The 16803-nt window shown below is 63.4% G+C and carries 15 protein-coding genes; 6 read left to right on the forward strand and 9 right to left on the reverse strand.

The window, feature by feature from the left end:
- The first annotated feature begins 6 nt into the window (after window positions 1-6).
- From FJ951_RS21500 to FJ951_RS21510, 3 genes are read left to right on the forward strand one after another with little or no spacing between them, the layout of a single operon-like run.
- Window positions 7-273 (forward strand): sarcosine oxidase subunit delta, encoded by a 267-nt coding sequence (locus tag FJ951_RS21500; protein ID WP_140499288.1) that lies wholly within the window; start codon window positions 7-9, stop codon window positions 271-273.
- A complete protein-coding gene (locus tag FJ951_RS21505; protein ID WP_348642800.1) occupies window positions 270-3218 on the forward strand; it encodes a sarcosine oxidase subunit alpha family protein in 2949 nt (982 codons plus the stop codon). The genes FJ951_RS21500 and FJ951_RS21505 overlap by 4 nt, the downstream gene beginning before the upstream one ends.
- The gene (locus FJ951_RS21510; protein ID WP_246671762.1) at window positions 3211-3717 is read left to right on the forward strand and encodes a sarcosine oxidase subunit gamma family protein; all 507 of its coding nucleotides are present in this window, start codon (window positions 3211-3213) and stop codon (window positions 3715-3717) included. The genes FJ951_RS21505 and FJ951_RS21510 overlap by 8 nt, the downstream gene beginning before the upstream one ends.
- Window positions 3718-3936: 219 nt before the next feature.
- Here FJ951_RS21510 and FJ951_RS21515 read toward each other — a convergent pair whose 3' ends face one another.
- The 5 genes from FJ951_RS21515 to FJ951_RS21535 all read right to left on the reverse strand — a co-directional run bounded on the left by FJ951_RS21515 (window position 3937) and on the right by FJ951_RS21535 (window position 8877).
- Window positions 3937-4530, reverse strand: a complete 594-nt coding sequence (locus FJ951_RS21515) for a DJ-1/PfpI family protein (protein ID WP_140499290.1) — start codon at window positions 4528-4530, stop codon at window positions 3937-3939.
- A 67-nt stretch (window positions 4531-4597) separates the two neighbouring features.
- A complete protein-coding gene (locus tag FJ951_RS21520; protein WP_140517365.1) occupies window positions 4598-5548 on the reverse strand; it encodes a substrate-binding domain-containing protein in 951 nt (316 codons plus the stop codon).
- 57 nt (window positions 5549-5605) lie between these two features.
- Window positions 5606-6577 (reverse strand): ABC transporter permease, encoded by a 972-nt coding sequence (locus FJ951_RS21525; protein ID WP_140499447.1) that lies wholly within the window; start codon window positions 6575-6577, stop codon window positions 5606-5608.
- A gap of 17 nt (window positions 6578-6594) precedes the next feature.
- Window positions 6595-8172: a sugar ABC transporter ATP-binding protein gene (locus FJ951_RS21530; RefSeq protein ID WP_140517367.1), complete on the reverse strand. Its 1578-nt coding sequence runs from the start codon at window positions 8170-8172 to the stop codon at window positions 6595-6597.
- Window positions 8173-8178: 6 nt separating this feature from the next.
- Window positions 8179-8877: a GntR family transcriptional regulator gene (locus FJ951_RS21535; protein WP_140517369.1), complete on the reverse strand. Its 699-nt coding sequence runs from the start codon at window positions 8875-8877 to the stop codon at window positions 8179-8181.
- A gap of 209 nt (window positions 8878-9086) precedes the next feature.
- Here FJ951_RS21535 and FJ951_RS21540 point away from each other — a divergent pair, with 209 nt between their 5' ends.
- From FJ951_RS21540 to FJ951_RS21550, 3 genes are read left to right on the forward strand one after another with little or no spacing between them, the layout of a single operon-like run.
- A complete protein-coding gene (locus FJ951_RS21540) occupies window positions 9087-10310 on the forward strand; it encodes an iron-containing alcohol dehydrogenase (RefSeq protein WP_140499298.1) in 1224 nt (407 codons plus the stop codon).
- Window positions 10311-10324: 14 nt separating this feature from the next.
- Window positions 10325-11812 carry an NAD-dependent succinate-semialdehyde dehydrogenase gene (locus tag FJ951_RS21545; RefSeq protein ID WP_140517371.1) on the forward strand — a complete coding sequence of 496 codons (1488 nt, stop codon included), beginning with the start codon at window positions 10325-10327 and terminating at the stop codon, window positions 11810-11812.
- Window positions 11813-11823: 11 nt separating this feature from the next.
- A complete protein-coding gene (locus tag FJ951_RS21550; RefSeq protein WP_140517373.1) occupies window positions 11824-12639 on the forward strand; it encodes an alpha/beta hydrolase in 816 nt (271 codons plus the stop codon).
- Window positions 12640-12698: 59 nt separating this feature from the next.
- Here the strand turns inward: FJ951_RS21550 and FJ951_RS21555 are convergent, their stop codons facing one another.
- Genes FJ951_RS21555 through FJ951_RS21570 form a run of 4 tightly spaced genes read right to left on the reverse strand, consistent with a single transcriptional unit; the run spans window position 12699 to window position 16785 of the window.
- A complete protein-coding gene (locus FJ951_RS21555) occupies window positions 12699-13067 on the reverse strand; it encodes a putative quinol monooxygenase (protein ID WP_140517375.1) in 369 nt (122 codons plus the stop codon).
- A gap of 1 nt (window position 13068) precedes the next feature.
- Window positions 13069-14043, reverse strand: coding sequence for an ABC transporter permease (locus tag FJ951_RS21560; protein WP_140499306.1), 975 nt, complete (start codon window positions 14041-14043; stop codon window positions 13069-13071).
- A complete protein-coding gene (locus FJ951_RS21565; RefSeq protein WP_224680599.1) occupies window positions 14033-15619 on the reverse strand; it encodes a sugar ABC transporter ATP-binding protein in 1587 nt (528 codons plus the stop codon). Before FJ951_RS21565 ends, FJ951_RS21560 begins: the two co-directional genes overlap by 11 nt.
- A complete protein-coding gene (locus FJ951_RS21570) occupies window positions 15616-16785 on the reverse strand; it encodes a Gfo/Idh/MocA family oxidoreductase (protein WP_140499308.1) in 1170 nt (389 codons plus the stop codon). The genes FJ951_RS21565 and FJ951_RS21570 overlap by 4 nt, the downstream gene beginning before the upstream one ends.
- Between the last annotated feature and the right edge of the window lie 18 nt (window positions 16786-16803).

Genomic DNA, 16803 nt, shown 5'->3' on the forward strand with positions numbered 1-16803 from the left:
AGAGAAATGCTTCGCATCGACTGCCCATGCTGCGGCCTGCGCGACCATGACGAGTTCCGCTATGGCGGCGACGCTTCCGCGGTGCGTCCGGCGCATGACGATCCCGATCCGGAGGCGTGGTATCGCTATGTCTACGTGCGCAAGAACCCGGCGGGACCGCACCGTGAATTCTGGCAGCATGTGACCGGCTGCCGGCAATGGCTGGTCATCGAGCGCGACACGAGGAACCACGCTATCGCATCGGTCGGCTTCGCCAGGAAAATGCCAGCATGAAAATGATTGGAAATCGTCTGGCCGCCGGCGGCCGCATCGACCGCACGCAGCCGCTCCGCTTCACATTCGACGGCCGCGAGCTGGGCGGCTATCGAGGCGATACGCTTGCTTCCGCGCTGCTTGCCAATCGGCTCATGCTGACAGGCCGCAGCTTCAAATACCATCGGCCGCGCGGCATCTTCTCGGCCGGCCCGGAAGAACCCAACGCGCTGGTTACGCTCGGAAGCGGTGGACGGCGCGAACCGAACCTTCCGGCCACGACACTGGAACTGGCTGAAGGTATGACTGCCGAAAGCCAGAATCGCTGGCCGTCCCTTGCCTTCGACGTGCAGAGCGTCAACGGCCTGTTTGCGCCCCTTCTTTCTGCCGGCTTCTACTACAAGACCTTCATGGGTCCGACCCGCCGCGCCTGGATGTTCTACGAGCATTTCATCCGTAAAGCCGCGGGATTGGGCCGGGCCGGCCCCGAACCCGATCCCGACCGTTACGAGACCCGGCATGCATTTGCCGATGTTGCAGTCGTCGGCGGCGGCCCTGCCGGCCTGTCGGCGGCGCGCGCCGCGGCAGCCAGCGGCGCCAGGGTCGTCCTCGTCGAACAGGACTTTCTGCTCGGTGGCCAACTTCTTGCCGAGCGCACCGATGGCAAGGCGGCAGCCTGGCTGACAAAGATCGAGGCGGAGCTTGCAGGCCAGCCCAACGTCACCCTGATGCGCAAGACAATGGCGTTCGGCACCTATGACGGCAACACGCTGGGGCTGATCGAGAGGCATGACGGCCAGGTCGCGCAAGGCGCTGCTCGGCAGATTTTCATCGTGCTTCGCGCCGGCTCGATCATCTTTGCGGCCGGTGCTATCGAACGGCCGCTGGTGTTCTCCAACAACGACCGGCCAGGCATCATGCTGGCGTCCGCCGCCCGGACCTATCTCAACCGCTTCGCCGTGCTGCCGGGGAAGAATATCCTCGTGGCCACGATGAACGACGGTGCCTATCGCGCTGCTTTCGACCTCGCCGCCGCCGGCGCGCGAGTGACGGTCGCGGACCAGCGCGGCGCTCCGCCCGCCGGTCTGGCGGCGGAAGCCGGACGCCTGAACGTAGAGATCCGCTCCGGAACCCGGATCGCCGATCTGCGCGGCAGCCATGCGGTGAAGGCCGTACGGCTTGCCGGCCCGAGCGCCAAATCGGAAATCGCCTGCGATTTCGTCTGCGTCTCCGGCGGCTGGTCGCCGACCGTGCATCTCACCTCGCATCTTGGCGTCAGGCCCGTCTATCGCGACGACATCGACGGCTTCGTTCCGGGCGGCTTTCCGGCAGGCCAGTTCGGCGCCGGCGCGATGATGGGGCGCTTCTCGACCGCCGACGCGATCGAGGACGGCCACCGCGCCGGCGTCGAAGCGGCATGCTTCTGTGGAAAACCGGCGGCCATGCCGGCGCCGGATGAACTCGATCTCGAAGGGGCCCCGGCCGCTCCCTTTCGTGCGATCTCTTCCGCGGGGCGCGGCAAGGCCTTCGTCGATCTACAGATGGATGTGACCACCAAGGACATCGAGCTCGCCCATCGCGAGGGCTATGAATCGGTCGAACACCTGAAGCGCTACACCACGCTCGGCATGGGGACCGACCAGGGCAAAACCAGCAATTTCGCAGCACTTTCGGCCATGGCGGCGCTGCGCCGGGCGACGATTGCGCAAACCGGAACCACGACCTTTCGCCCGCCCTACGCGGCGGTCGCGATCGGCGCGCTGGCCGGTCGCGCCGTCGGTCATCACTTTAAGCCGGTCCGTCGCACGCCGATGCACGACTGGCACCTGGCAAACGGTGCCGAGATGCTCGAGGTCGGTCTCTGGATGCGTCCGTATTTCTATCGCGATGCCGGACGCGACGTGAATGAAGCCTATGTCGCGGAGATGCGGATCGTGCGCGGCGGCGCCGGGCTGATGGACATTTCCACCCTCGGCAAGATCGACGTGCAGGGGCCGGACGCGGCCATATTCCTCGACCGTGTCTACGCCAACGGTTTCGCCAAGCTTCCCGTTGGCCGCGCGCGCTACGGCGTCATGCTGCGCGACGACGGCGTCGTCTTCGACGACGGCACCACCACGCGCTTGTCGCAAAATCGCTTCTTCATGACCACCTCTACCGCCAGGGCCGCCGATGTCCTGTCGCGGCTGGAATTCCTGCTCGACACCGCCTGGCCGGATTTGCGTGTCGCGGTCTCTTCGGTAAGCGACGAGTGGGCGGCGATGTCGACCGCCGGGCCACGAAGCCGCGATGTCCTTGCCGCCGCCTTTCCGACGCTCGATGTCTCCAACGAGACGCTGCCGCATATGGGCGTCATCGAAGCCGGGTTCGACGGACGGGCCCTGCGCGTTATCCGCCTCAGCTATTCCGGCGAGCGCGCCTACGAGATCTATGTCGGCGCCAGCGCCGGCGAACAGGCCTGGAGCCGTCTCATCGAAGCAGGCGCGCCGTTCGGCCTCAAACCTTATGGCGTCGAGGCGCTTGGTGCGCTGCGCGTTGAAAAGGGCCACGTCGCCGGGCCCGAGATCGATGGCCGCACCACGCTCGACGATCTCGGCCTCGGGCGCATGGCCGGCAAACGCGGCGGATTCGTCGGCGACGTCCTGCGTCGTCGTCCGGCCTTTCAGGCACCCGACCGCCAGCGCCTCATCGGGCTGGAATGCATCGAGGACGGCAAGCGGCTGCGCGGAGGCGCCATATTGTTCCTGCCTGGCGATGCCGTCACCGGCCACGGGCGCGGTCGGATCACCTCGGTTACCTTCAGCCCGGAACTCGGCCACTATGTCGGACTGGCGCTGTTCGCCGGCAATGCCGCGGCCGAAGGAGACGAGATCACCGCGGTCTACCCGATGCGGACAGAGACGGTTCGCGCCCGCGTCGTGCCTTCTGTTTTCCTAGATCCCAAGGGAGAGCGCATGCATGGTTGAGCCTGTGCTGTCGAAGGACTTCAACCTGTGGGCCTCCGATTGCCCGATCGTTCAGATCGAGGGCTGGGAAGAAACGCTGACAAGATTCGAAACGAGCGTCTCGCAGGCCTTGGGCGCGAGGCTCCCTGCCGACGTCGGCGAGACGGTTCGGCATGCTGGCGCCCTCATCGTCAGGATCACCCCCCGCCGTCTTTGGCTGATCGTCGAGACAGGTGCGGAACCGCCGGCCATTGCGATCGATCCTGAATTGGGCTGCTCGGTTCTGCTCGGCGAAGGCCGGGTGCGATTCAGGATGGAGGGTGCGCGTCTTCAGGACATTCTCTCTGCCTGCATGCCGGTCGACTGGTCGTCCGCCGCTTCGGCTCCCGGCCGTGCCGTACAGACGTCCGTCCATCACGTGCCGGCGCTCTATCTGCGAACAGGCGAGAGCAGCTGCGACCTGATCGTGCCGCGAAGCTTCGCCCGCAGCCTTGCCGACTGGATTGCCGCCGCGCCTTGAAGCAACCCCAGGAAAGTGGGTAACGTTTTTCCGCTCGCGATTGCGTAAGGAAAAAGCTGGACCTGTCCGGCGCAGCGGCCGCTAAACCGGCAGGACGCACCGCGCGCATACCTTTTGCACGACGGTCGATATAGTTGTCCGCATCGGCGAAGGTCTCGGCATCACTGGTGGAGGCCGACACGCCACGGCAGCGCGCCGGCCTCCGCCTTGGTTAGCGGCTCAGTTGTGGCGGATTTCCGTGCCGAGCACTTTCAGGCACTCACGGATGAAGGCGGCCAGCGCCGTCCATCCCTTGGCCGACACCATCGTACCATCGACATAGGCTTCCGTCGGCGAGAGGTCGATATAGGTACCGCCCGCGAGAGTGACTTCCGGCTCGCAGGCGCCCAGCGCGCCGACCTTCTTGCCGCGCACGACGCCGTCGACCGCAATCAGGATCTGCACGCCATGGCAGATCGTGAAGATCGGCTTCTTGGTCTCGTGAAAGTGTCGAACGATCGTCTGCACCCGCTTATCGGTGCGGATGTATTCCGGTCCGCGTCCGCCCGCGCAGTAGACCGCGTGGTACTGGTCGAGCTGCTTTTCCGCATCCGAGAACGTCTTGTTGATCAACGCGTAGTGTCCGAGCTTTTCGGTGTAGGTCTGGTCGCCCTCGAAATCGTGCAGCGAGGTCTTGATCAGGTCGCCCGCATTCTTGTCGGGGCAGACGACATGGACCGTGTGGCCGACGGCTTCCATCGCTTGCTGGTAAACGAAAATCTCGTATTCCTCGGTGAACTCACCGGTCAGCATCAATATCTTCTTGCCTGGCATAGCTCTTCCTCTCTGTTGTTGGCATGCAAGGCGCATCACGCGCCTTGCCTCATTCGGATTGCGGGCCTCAGAACGGGGAGTCGGGGAAGTAATATTCCTTGGCGTTGGCCTGGGTTATGAGCGGGGCGTCGAGTTTGACGGCACCGCGAACCGGAGCCTGACCGATCAAGTTGGCCACGGTCATGTAGATAGCGGTCTTGATCATCGCCGGCGGATACGGCGTCTCGACCGGTGTCATCGCATCCCCGTCTATCACCTTCTTCACGATGTCCTTCATGCCGTTGCCGCCGAGCGCTAGCTTGATATCGGTTCGGCCGGACTGCTTGACGGCCTCGAGCACACCGAGAAGCATGTCGTCGTCATTGGCCCAGACCGCATCGATGTGCGGGTGCTTGGCCAGGTAATCCTGCATGAGCTTGAAGGCCTCGTCGCTGTTCCAGTGGGCATACTGCATGTCGAGCACCTTCAGGCCGGTGCCCTTGATGGTATCCTCGAAGCCCTTGATGCGCTCGTCGTCGATGACGGTGGGAATGCCGCGCAGCACGACGACGTCACCTTTGCCGCCCAGTTTGTCGATCATGAACTTCGCCGTGTTGGTGCCAACCGCGATGTTGTCGCCGGCAAGATACAGGTCCTGGATGGAAGGGTCGGTCAATCCCCTGTCGACGACGGTGATGAACGTACCCATCTCCTTGATGGCTTTCACCGGCTGGGTCAGTTCCTCGGAGGTGTAGGGCAGTATCACCAGCGCATCCATCTTGCGGCTGGCCGACAGATCCTCCAGCGCGCTTACCTGGTCGGCCGCCGAGGGCGACGTCTTCACGACGACTTCGACATCCGGGAAGGCCGCGTTGATTTCCTTTGCGGCGGCCTGCGCGTGATAGACGATGCCGGCCGTCCAGCCATGATCCGCCGCCGGGATCGACACCGCGACCACCTTCTTGTCGGCTGCAAGCGCCTGGCCGGCCACCATCAGTGCGCCGACTGCCGCAACGGCAACCCATTTCCTGCTAAACATAAATACCTCCCAGAGATATGGACCACACAACAGGCGCCCGTCCGGTCCGAAGACGAGCTATTTCGAAAATCTTTGCACGAGCATGGCGATGATGATGATGACGCCCTGCACCGCGGCGACGAGGTATTCGGAAACGAAATCCGACAACACCATCAGGTTGGCGATCAGTTCCAGGATCACCGCACCGGCGATGGTGCCCCAGATGCGGCCCTTGCCGCCCCGCAGCGCCGTTCCGCCAATGACAACGGCCGTTATCACCTGCAGCTCCCAAAGCTGTCCGGTGGTCGGGGTGGCGGCTCCCAGACGAGGCACGTAACAGATGGCGGCGACCGCCACGCATGCACCCTGGATGACATAGGCAATGGTGCGCGTCTTGACGACCGAGATGCCCGAATAGCGGGCGACGTCCTCGTTCGCGCCCACCGCCGCGCATTTGCGGCCATATTTGGTCTTGTAGAGGACAAATGCGCCGACCACCGCAACGAGCGCCGACAGAAGGATCGGCACCGGAATGCCCGCGACGGCGCCGAAATAGACCGGCCGGTACGCGTCCCGCAGCGAGCGATCGATCGGGATCGTGCCGCCATCGGTCATATAGGTGATCAGTGCGCGGAAGATACCCATTGTGCCGAGCGTGGCGATGAACGGCTCGATCCTTCCGACCGTGACGATGAGACCGTTCGCGAGGCCGCATAGAAGCCCCGCGACGACTGCTATCACCATGCCTGCCGGGATGGCCCAAAGGCCGAGGCTGGGGGCCATCATGTTCATGAACATGATCGTGACGCCGGCGATGAAGGCGACCATCGAGCCGACCGAAAGGTCGAGCCCGCCTGATGAGATCACAAATGTGGCGCCGACGGCTATGATGGCGACATAAGCGCTGCGCGTGATCACGTTGCCCAGGTTTGTCGCGGAAAGAAAATCCGGATTGATGAGGAATCCCGCCACCAGCAGTGCGAACAATGCGAGGAAAGGGCCGGCATCCGTCCACGAGAAATGGTGCTGCCTGTCGCTTCGGGCAGACATGGAATGGGTAAGCGCCGTCACTGTCTTCCTCCTTGGGCCGTGCCATGGCCTTTGTCACTGGTCGCCAGCAGCGCGATGTTGCTTTCGATCATCGTTTCGCCCGAGACCTCGCCGCTGATCCTGCCTTCGCGCATGACCAGGACGCGGTCGCAGATGCCGACCAGTTCCTGCATCTCCGACGAGATGACGATGCAGGCTTTGCCTTGGCCCACGAGTTCCTGGATGAAGGCGTAGATCTGCGCCTTGTTGGCGATGTCGATCCCGCGCGTCGGCTCATCGATGATCACGACCGAAGGATTGGTCAGAAGCACCTTGGCCAGCAGAAGTTTCTGCTGGTTTCCGCCTGAAAGCTGCCCTGCCCTGGCGTTGTGGCTCTTCACCCGGATGTCGTAGCTGGAGACGGCCCGGGCGAGCGCCTCGGATTCGCGACCGCGCAGAACCAGCAGTCCCGGATGCAGAAGGTCAAGCGACGAGAGAGTCAGGTTCGGCGCCAGCCGCTCCTGCAAAAGCAGGCCCTTGCCCTTGCGATCTTCCGTCAGATAGCCGATGCCCGCCTCTATGGCCTCGCGCTGCGAACGTATCTGTATCGGCGACCCGTTGAGCTCGATCGTAGCCGTCGCCGGCCTAAGCCCCACAATGCCTTCGAACAACTCGGTTCGCCCCGCCCCGATCATTCCGGCGAAGCCAAGAATCTCGCCTTTGTGAACGGTAAAGGACACGTCCCGTGCATAACCCGGAACAGTCGCGTTTCTGACGGTCAGCATGGGCCGGCTCGTCTGGACCTCGCGCTTGTGAGGATAAAGCGCGGCGAGTTCGCGCCCGACCATAAGCTGCGCCATGTCGGCCTGGCTCAACGCATGGCCGGGATAGGTGCCGATCATCTTGCCGTCGCGCAGGACCGTGACCTTGTCCGCCAGCCGCTGCACCTCGTCGAGGCGGTGGCTGATGTAGAGAACGGCGATGCCCCGCGCCCTGAGCCCGAAGATGATGGCGAGCAAACGCTCGACCTCCCCACCGGTCAGCACCGCTGTCGGCTCATCGAAGATGACGACCCTGTGATCGTCGAGCAACGCGCGGGCGATTTGCACGAGCTGGCGATCCGCCAGCGAAATGTCCCGGACCAGCGCGGTCGGCGACACCTCGCAACCGATCTCGGCCAGTTTCGCGGCCGCTATGCGGCGCATGGCGCCATCATCGACGATTCCGCGCCTGGAGAGCTCGCGGCCGAGAAAGAGATTGTCAGTCACCGTGAGCGCTTCGGCCAGGAGGATTTCCTGATGCACCAGCGCGATGCCTGCCGCCTGCGCCTGGTGAGGTGTCCTGAAACTCACGCGGTCACCGGCCATGGACAGGCTGCCGGCGGTCGGTTCGATGTAACCGGAAAGCAAGCGCATGAACGTCGACTTGCCGGCGCCATTCTCGCCGATAACGGCATGGATCTCGCCAGGGAAAATATCCAGCGTGATGTCCGACAACACGGTCACCGGGCCGTATTGTTTGCAAAGCCCTTCCGCGCGCAGCACCGGAGCCACAGCCGGTGTGGGCTCCGGCGGCAAAGCGGTGACGCTTCCGTCGATGCGAGTGGCAACTGACATCGCGGCCTACTCGAATGCAGGCAGGAGCCTGTCCCGCGAATTCTCTATGTGCACGCGCATCGCCTTTTCGGCGGCAACCGGATCGCTGGCCGCGAAAGCGGCGAGGATGGCTTCGTGCTCGTCGAGCGCCTCCTCGGTGACCCGCGAGTGATACATCAGGCGGAAAATGTGGAAGTGGGTGTGCTGGTGGTTCAGCGTTTCGCGGATGAGCTCGTTCTGCGCGAACTCCATGACCTTGTCGTGGAAGATGGCATCCTGGCGGGCGAAGTTCGAATAACGCAGGCGTTCGTCCTTGCTCACGCGCCTGGCCATCACGCCAGCCGCCTCCTGCAAAATCATCAGCCGGGCTTCGTCGAGCGCAGCGGCTGCCTTGGCGGCGGCTGCAGGTTCGAGCAGCAGGCGCAGTTCATAGAGTTCGTCGAAACGGCGCCGTGTGATCTGGGGCGCGGCCCGGTACCCGATCAGATGGGTTTTCACCACCAGGCCCTCGCCTTCCAGCCGCCCAAGAGCTTCGCGGATCGGCGTATGCGAGACGTTGAACTCCTTGACAAGGTTGTCGACGGTGATCCGCGATCCCGGAGCTATTTTCAGCGACATCAGCTGCTGGAAGATCGCCTCGTAGACGTCGCCCGACAGGCTGTTGGCGCGCTGAATGCGGCCTGTCAACCGAGCGTCATTGTCGACGGTAAGGTCTGGATTCTGCATGTTTTGCCTCTTGACAGGGGCGACCTCTAACACGATGCTCCGCGCAATTCAATCCTATATCCTATACGATTTTATAGAGGATATTTCGTGAGGCAGGAAAACTCGACGACGGCTCTGGCCCGTGCCTTGCCCGAACCACGCCACGCACGCTGGGCAAGCGGTGATCTCCGATCCCCCGTTCCCCAATCCATATTCGAAGGACACAGTTCATGACGCTATTTGCAGCAGCCCGGTTGCCGCATGAGATTCTTTTCGGCAAAGGCCAGCGCCACGCGCTGCCTGATATTGCCGCCAGATATGGCCGGCGCGCATTCATCTGCACGGATGAGCGTTTCGCCGGGACGCCAATGTTCGCGCAGATCAGCGCGGCACTGAGAGCAGGCTCGATCGAAACGCTCGTGTACGATCGCATCCTCCCGGATGTCCCTCGTGACAGCGTTGCCGTCTGTGCCGCCCATGCGAAGGACTTCAAGCCGGACATGGTGATCGGGATCGGTGGCGGCAGTTGCCTGGACATGGCCAAAAGCGCCGCGCTGCTGATCAGTCACGGCGGGTCGCTTCAGGACTACTACGGGGAGTTCAAGGTGCCCGGCCCCACGCTTCCGGTAATCGCGGTCCCGACCACCGCCGGCACCGGTTCGGAAGTGACGCCGGTGGCGGTGATCTCCGATCCGGAGCGGACGCTTAAGGTCGGCATTTCCAGTCCCCATCTCATTGCCGCGGTCGCGCTCTGCGATCCGGAACTCACCTCGACATGCCCGCCCTCCCTCACGGCAATTGCCGGAGCCGACGCGCTCACCCACGCGATCGAAGCCTTTACGTCCGCCAAACGCGGCGCCGATCCGCACTTGCCGCAGCGGCATGTCTTCGTCGGCAAGAGCGCCCTTACCGATCATTTCGCGCTGCTGGCCATCCAGCTCCTGGGCCGCAGTCTCGAAAAGGCGTACAGGGACGGCTCGGACGAAGACGCACGCGCCGATGTCATGATGGGAGCGCTGGCGGCCGGCTGCGCTTTCGGCACGGCCGGAACGGCGGCTGCCCACGCCGTGCAATATCCCGTCGGCGCGCTTACCCACACGCCGCACGGATTGGGCGTGGCGACGATGCTTCCCTACGTGATGAGCTACAATCTGCCCGCCGCGACCGACGAAATAGCGGCGGTCGGCGCCGCTCTGGGGGTGACGGAGACAAAGAGCGCCGAGGCGACCGCGCGCGCCACCATCGATGAGGTGGCCCGGCTGTTCGCGGCGATCGGCATCACCCGCACGCTGGCCGATCTGGGTCTTCCACACGACAAGATCGACTGGACCGCCGAGCAGGCGCTCGGCATCGATCGGCTGATCAAGAACAACCCTCGTCCTTTCGACATCGCCGCGATGCGGCGGCTGGTGAGGGCCGCCTATGACGGCGACATGGCCGCAAGCTCAGTCTGACCAGAGGTGATGAGATGAATATACCCCAAGGGCAATTCAACGAAGATCCGGACATGTTCGACTACACCACATTCTCGCACGGCCTCTATATCGACGGACACTGGCGACCGTCTTCCGACGGTCGTCTCATTGAGGTGATCGATCCTTCCACGGAGGCCGTGATTGCGGCTGTCCCGGACGCCACGATTGCCGATGCCGCCGCTGCCGTCGAGGCGGCTGCGAAGGCGGCGGCAGGCTGGCGCGCAACCGCGCCGCGCAAGCGTTCGGAAATACTGCGGCGTTGTTTCGAATTGATGGTCGAACGGTCCGATACGCTGGCGGCGCTGATCTCGCTGGAGAACGGCAAGGCGCTGCGCGACGCGCGCGGCGAGGTCGCCTATGCGGCTGAATTCTTCCGCTGGAATGCCGAGGAAGCGGTGCGCATCAGCGGCGAGTTCGGCCTGGCGCCGTCAGGCGCCAACCGGATCGTCGTCGATTATCATCCGATCGGCATCTGCGTGCTCATAACGCCCTGGAATTTCCCCGCCGCCATGGCGACACGCAAGATCGCGCCGGCGCTGGCCGCCGGCTGCACCGTCATTCTGAAGCCCGCCAGCGAGACGCCCCTGACCGCCTACGCGCTCGCCGCGCTGTACGAGGAGGCGGGTGTGCCTCCCGGCGTCGTCAATGTGCTCACCACTTCGAACCCCGGACCAGTGACCTCCGCCATGCTCGCCGACCCGCGCGTCCGGAAGCTATCCTTCACCGGTTCGACCGGCGTGGGTCGTGTTCTGCTGGCCGAAGCCGCCAAGCACGTCATCTCATGCTCGATGGAACTCGGCGGCAACGCCCCGTTCATCGTCTTCGATGACGCCGACCTGGACGCGGCCCTCGACGGCGCGATGGTCGCCAAGATGCGAAACGCCGGCGAGGCCTGCACGGCAGCCAACCGCATCTACGCGCAGGCCGGCATCCATGACGCGTTTGCCGAAGGTCTGCGCCAACGCATGGCCGCGCTCAAGCTCGGTTCAGGCACCGACCCGGACACCGAATGCGGTCCGATGATTACCAGGAAGGCCGTCGAGAAGATCGATCGGCTGGTCAAGGACGCGGTCGGCCGTGGGGCCAGGATCCTGTGCGGCGGCGCGGTCGCCGACGACAAGGGCTATTTCTATCCGCCGACCGTCCTTCGGGACGTGCCCGCGAATGCCGAGATGGCGCAGGAGGAGATATTCGGTCCGGTGGCCCCGATCAGCCGCTTCGAGAACGAGGACGAAGTCATCGCGCGCGCCAACGACACGGAATACGGCCTTGCCGCCTACATCTACACGCGTGATCTGGCCAGGGGCATGCACGTGGCATCGAAGATCGAAACGGGCATGGTCGCGCTCAATCGCGGCCTGATGTCGGATCCGGCGGCACCTTTCGGCGGCGTCAAGCAGAGCGGCCTTGGCCGCGAAGGCGGACAGAAGCACGGCATTGCCGAGTTCATGGAGGCGAAGTACATCGCCGTGACCATGTGAACGGGCAGCCCATGCAGAATGATCCTTTCCGCATCCGCGACCATGTCGCCGAGTTCGACGACATCGTCGCCGAGATCGTTCGTCGCAGCACGGAGGTGCGGGCAACCATGCCGATGGTTGCCGATATCCCCTATGGAGCGGATGCCACCGAGACCATCGACCTGTTCTTTCCGGAGGGCAAGCGCGACCGCCTGCCGGTCCATGTGTTCATCCATGGCGGCTACTGGCGCATGTTCTCCAAGCGCGACTATTCCTATGTCGCCGAGACGGTGACGCGCGCCGGCGCAATCGCGGTCATCGTCGATTATGCGCTGATGCCGGCTGTGAGGATGGCCACGATCGTCGACCAGGTGCGGCGCGCCAAAAGCTGGGTGCTCGACCATATCGGCGATCACGGCGGCGATACCGAGCGCCTGACCGTGAGCGGACATTCAGCCGGCGCCCAACTTGCGACGATGCTTTTCAATGACGACGGCCGGACTTCGACAATCAAAGGCGCGTTGCTGCTTGGCGGTCTCTACGACCTGAAGCCCCTTCAGACCTCTTTCCTTGCCGCCGAGATCGCGATAACGGACGAGGACGCAGCCAGGTTCTCGCCGCTCACCCGCCGTTTCGATCCGTCGGTGTCGGTCGAGATCGCTGTCGGCACCGATGAAACGCCGCCATTCCACAGCCAGGCCGAGGCGTTTACGCGGCATCTGAAGGAGCAGGGACTACAGGTCTCGCAGACCGCCCTTCCTGGAGCCAATCACATGAGCAGCGTTCTCGACCTCGGCTTGGCCGGCACCGAGGCGGCAACCATGCTGACAAACCTGGTTTCCGGCTGAGGCCATTGGCGTTCCGTCAAAAGCTGGCACTTTCAGCTGTCACCCGCGTCCCGAGCGCTTTACCTGTCTCCATCGGATCTGCTCTCACCGTGCGGGGTTGGAAACGATCGCTCATGCGATGCCAGCGCCAGCTGGCTGAGCATGACGAATTGACGGACATCCACCGGCCGCGCAACGAGGTCGTCGAGCTTCCCGAACAGCGGCATCAGATGTGGCATGGAGAGGTGCCTGTCGAGATCGTCCTTCGAACGCCAGTTCTCGTAAAACATGAATACGCAGGGGTCAGCCGGGTCGACATGGAAGTCGTAGTTGATGCAGCCCTCCTCGGCACGTGTCGGTTCGACGAGGCCCGACAGGATTCTTTGCAGTTCATCGCGGGTTTCGGGTTTGGCAACCACGGTGCCGATGACCGTATAGGGAACCGTCATCTCATTTCCTCCCCTGGCTGAGTGCAACGGCAAGGATGATGATGGCGCCGCGCGCGATTAGCTGCTGGCTGAACTCCAACCCCATCAGAATCAGGCCGTTATTGATGAGGCCGATCATCAGCGCGCCGACAATCGTCCCGATCACCGTGCCGGAGCCGCCGAACAGGCTGGTGCCGCCAAGCACCGCCGCGGCTATCACCGACAGTTCGTCGCCTTGGCCGAGTTGGAAGCGCCCCGATTGCAGCCGGCCGGCGTAGAGCATTCCGGCCAGCGCCGCCGCCATGGCCGAGATGGTAAGCACGCGGAACTTGACCGACTTGGTGTCGATGCCGGAATAACGCGCCGCGATCTCGCCGCCGCCGGTGGCCAGCACGCGGCGGCCAAAGCTCGTTCGCCTCAAAACGACGTGGCCGACGGCTCCCAGCACCAGCATCCAGATCAGCAGCACCGGCACCGGCCCGACATTGCCGCCGCCGAAGATCCAGGAGTAGCTCTTCGAGATGATCGGCACCGCAGCCGTATCGCTGATCCACATTGCGGTGCCGGTAGCGATGCCCATCATAGCCAACGTGGTAAGGAAGGATGGAATTCCGACCCGCGTCGTCAACAGGCCGTTGAAGGTGCCGACGACGGCGCCTGTGGCGAGCCCCGCCATCACACCGGTGATCGGTCCGCCGGCGTCGATCGCCATCGCCGTCGTCACCGAGGCGAGACCCGCGACGGCACCAACGGACAGGTCGATCTCGCCTGCCGACAGAACATAGGTCATGGCGATCGCCATCACCGCGATCATCGCCGTCTGCCGCACGATGTTGAGCAGGTTGTTGAGGTTGAGGAAGCCCTTGTCGAACAACGTTATCGCGAAAATGATGAAGATGACGACGAAACCGATGTAGATGATGTTCTGCCGCCAGTTGGTGAGCCCAAGCCTCGCTGCCAGCGAGGACTGGGACGCGGCAGCCTGACTAGTGGACATGTATTCCTCCCTGGCTCTTGCTCAGCGCTTTCTGGATGACGATCTGCAGCTTGCGCTCGGCCGCCTGGAGTCGCGCAACCGGATCGTTCTTTGGCGCCGAGGGATCGTCGAGATCGGCGCGGCTGACATCGTTCACGACGCGCCCCTCGGAGAGGACGATGATACGGTCGCAGGCCGACAGCATCTCGGACAGCTCCGACGAGATCATGATGATTGCCTTGCCGGCGTTGGCGAGCTGGCGAACCAGCAGGATGATTTCCGACTTCGAACCGATATCGATGCCGGAGGTCGGCTCGTCGAGGACCAGGATCTCCGGATTCCTCGAAAGCCATTTGCCGATGACGACCTTCTGCTGGTTGCCGCCCGAAAGTGTGCGCACCGGGCTGTCGCGCGATGCAGTCTTGATCCGCAGCTGGGCGATCTGGCGATCAGTCAGCTCGCGCATCTTTTTCGTCGACACAAAGGCCTTGCTGCTCAACTGGCCGAGCACGGCGAGCGTCATGTTGGAGGCGACCGAATGCTCCGCGATGACGCCCTGCCGTAGCCGATCCTCCGGCACCAGCGCCACACCGGCCTCGATGGCGTCACTTGGTCTGGCGATCGCCACCGGCTCGCCGGCAATGCGGATCTCGCCTTCGACGATCGGATCTATGCCGGCGATGACGCGCGCGATCGCCGACCGCCCGGAGCCCAGCAGCCCGGCTAGGCCGACCACTTCGCCGCTGTGGACGACGAAGCTGACGTTCTTCGGTTTCTCCACCCCTGAAACACCGTCGAGCTCAAGCAGCGGCGCCCCGACATTCGATTCGCCGCGTACCACGTCGGACAGACCGCGCGAGCGTTTGCCGACAATATGCTCAATCATCGTTTCGATCGGCAGTTCCGACATCGGCGCGGTGATGACGTTGCGGCCATCGCGCAAGATCGTGGCGCGGTCGGCGATGCGGGCTATCTCGTCCATGCGGTGCGAGACATAGATGATGGCGACGCCTTCCGATCTCAGTTTGCGCAGGAAGGCAAACAGCCGCTCGACATCGGATACCGCCAGCGCCGTCGACGGTTCATCCAGGACTAGCACTTTCGCATTCTGCGAGATCGCCTTGACGATCTCCGTCAACTGCCGTTGGCCGGCGCCGAGATTGCCGACCGTCGCTTTCGGATCGACCTCGACCTGCAGCATGTCGAACAGGTCCTTGGCGCGCTTTTCGGCGGTGCGATCGTCGATCAGGCCGAACGCGACCTTGGCTTCGCGGGTCAGGAAAACATTCTGCGCCACGGTCAGCGTGGGGATGAGGCTCATTTCCTGGAAGATCATGGCGATGCCCGCCCGCCTTGAAGCTTCGGGCGAGATTTCGGCGAGTGGCTTGCCATCGACTAGAATGGTACCGGTGTCCGGCACATGAACGCCGCTCAACACTTTCAGGATGGTCGACTTACCGGCACCATTGCCACCGAGCAATGCGTGGATTTCGCCTTTCTCTACCCGCAGGTCGACATCGACCAGCGCCTTGACGCCGCCGAAGGATTTGGTGACGCCTTTCATTTCCACCGCATGAACAGGCGCCGCGATTGTCATGGTCGGACCTTGGTCCACTGGCCGGATTGGCCGGATTCGATCAGCGCGTCGGCCACCCGCTCGGTCTTGTAGCCATCCTCGAAATTGGGCAAGGGCTGCTTGCCCGAAACAATAGCCGAGAAGAAATCGAAACACTCCACGATCTTGGTTTCGGAATAGCCGATGCCGAGCGCCGGGATTGGCCACAGACCCGACCCATAGGGGTGCGCCGGACCGGAATAGACGGACCTGAAGCCGCGTGCATCCGCAGGATCATCGGCAAACATCACCTGCAATTCGTCGCGCCGTTCGTAGTTGAAAGCAATGGAGCCTTTGGTGCCGTGGATCTCGAAAGTGATGAAATTGTTGCGGCCATAGGCGTTGCGGGTCGCCTCCAGCGAACCGATCGCGCCGTCGGCGAATTTCAGCAGCGTCATCACCTCGTCGTCGACGTCGACCTCAGCCCGCTCGGTATCGGTATTCCTCTCTGCCGCGCCGAGCCTGTCGAGATTGCCGCGTTGGATCGGTCGCGTTTTGTTGTAGGTGCGCACCAACGCGCTGACCTCGGCGATCTCGCCGACCAGATAACGGGCAAGGTCGACGACATGGGTGCCGATGTCGCCGATCGAGCCGGACCCGGCGATCTTCTTCTGAAAGCGCCAGGACAGAGGCGAATCCGGATCGGCCGACCAGTCCTGCAGATAGGTGCCGCGGAAGTTGAGAATCTTACCGATGCGGCCTTCCTCTATGTACTGGCGGGCAAGCGCCACTGCCGGCGTGCGACGATAGTTGAAGGCAACCATGTGGATGACGCCGGCTTTGTTCACCGCGTCGAGCATGGTCTTTGCCTCGTCGCCGCCGCGCGCCAGCGGCTTTTCGCAGATGATGTGCTTGCCGGCTTCAGCGGCCGCGATCGCGATCGCGGCATGGCTGTCGTTCGGGGTGACGATGTCAATGACGTCGATGTCGGATCGCGTCACCACCGAACGCCAGTCAGCGGATGATTCCTCGAATCCGTAGCGACGGCGGCCTTCGTCGGCCAGTGTCTCGGTGATGTCGACCACCACCTTGCGCACGGGGATGGCGGGGGCGGGCCAGAAGAACATCGGCATCGTCGCATAAGCGAGCGCATGGGCTTTACCCATAAAGCCGCCGCCGATCATCGCCACGTTGAGCGTCTTGGTCATGATGGTCTCCTGTCGAAT

The organism is Mesorhizobium sp. B2-2-3 (genome assembly GCF_006442405.1).
In the GTDB taxonomy this organism is placed as follows: domain Bacteria; phylum Pseudomonadota; class Alphaproteobacteria; order Rhizobiales; family Rhizobiaceae; genus Mesorhizobium.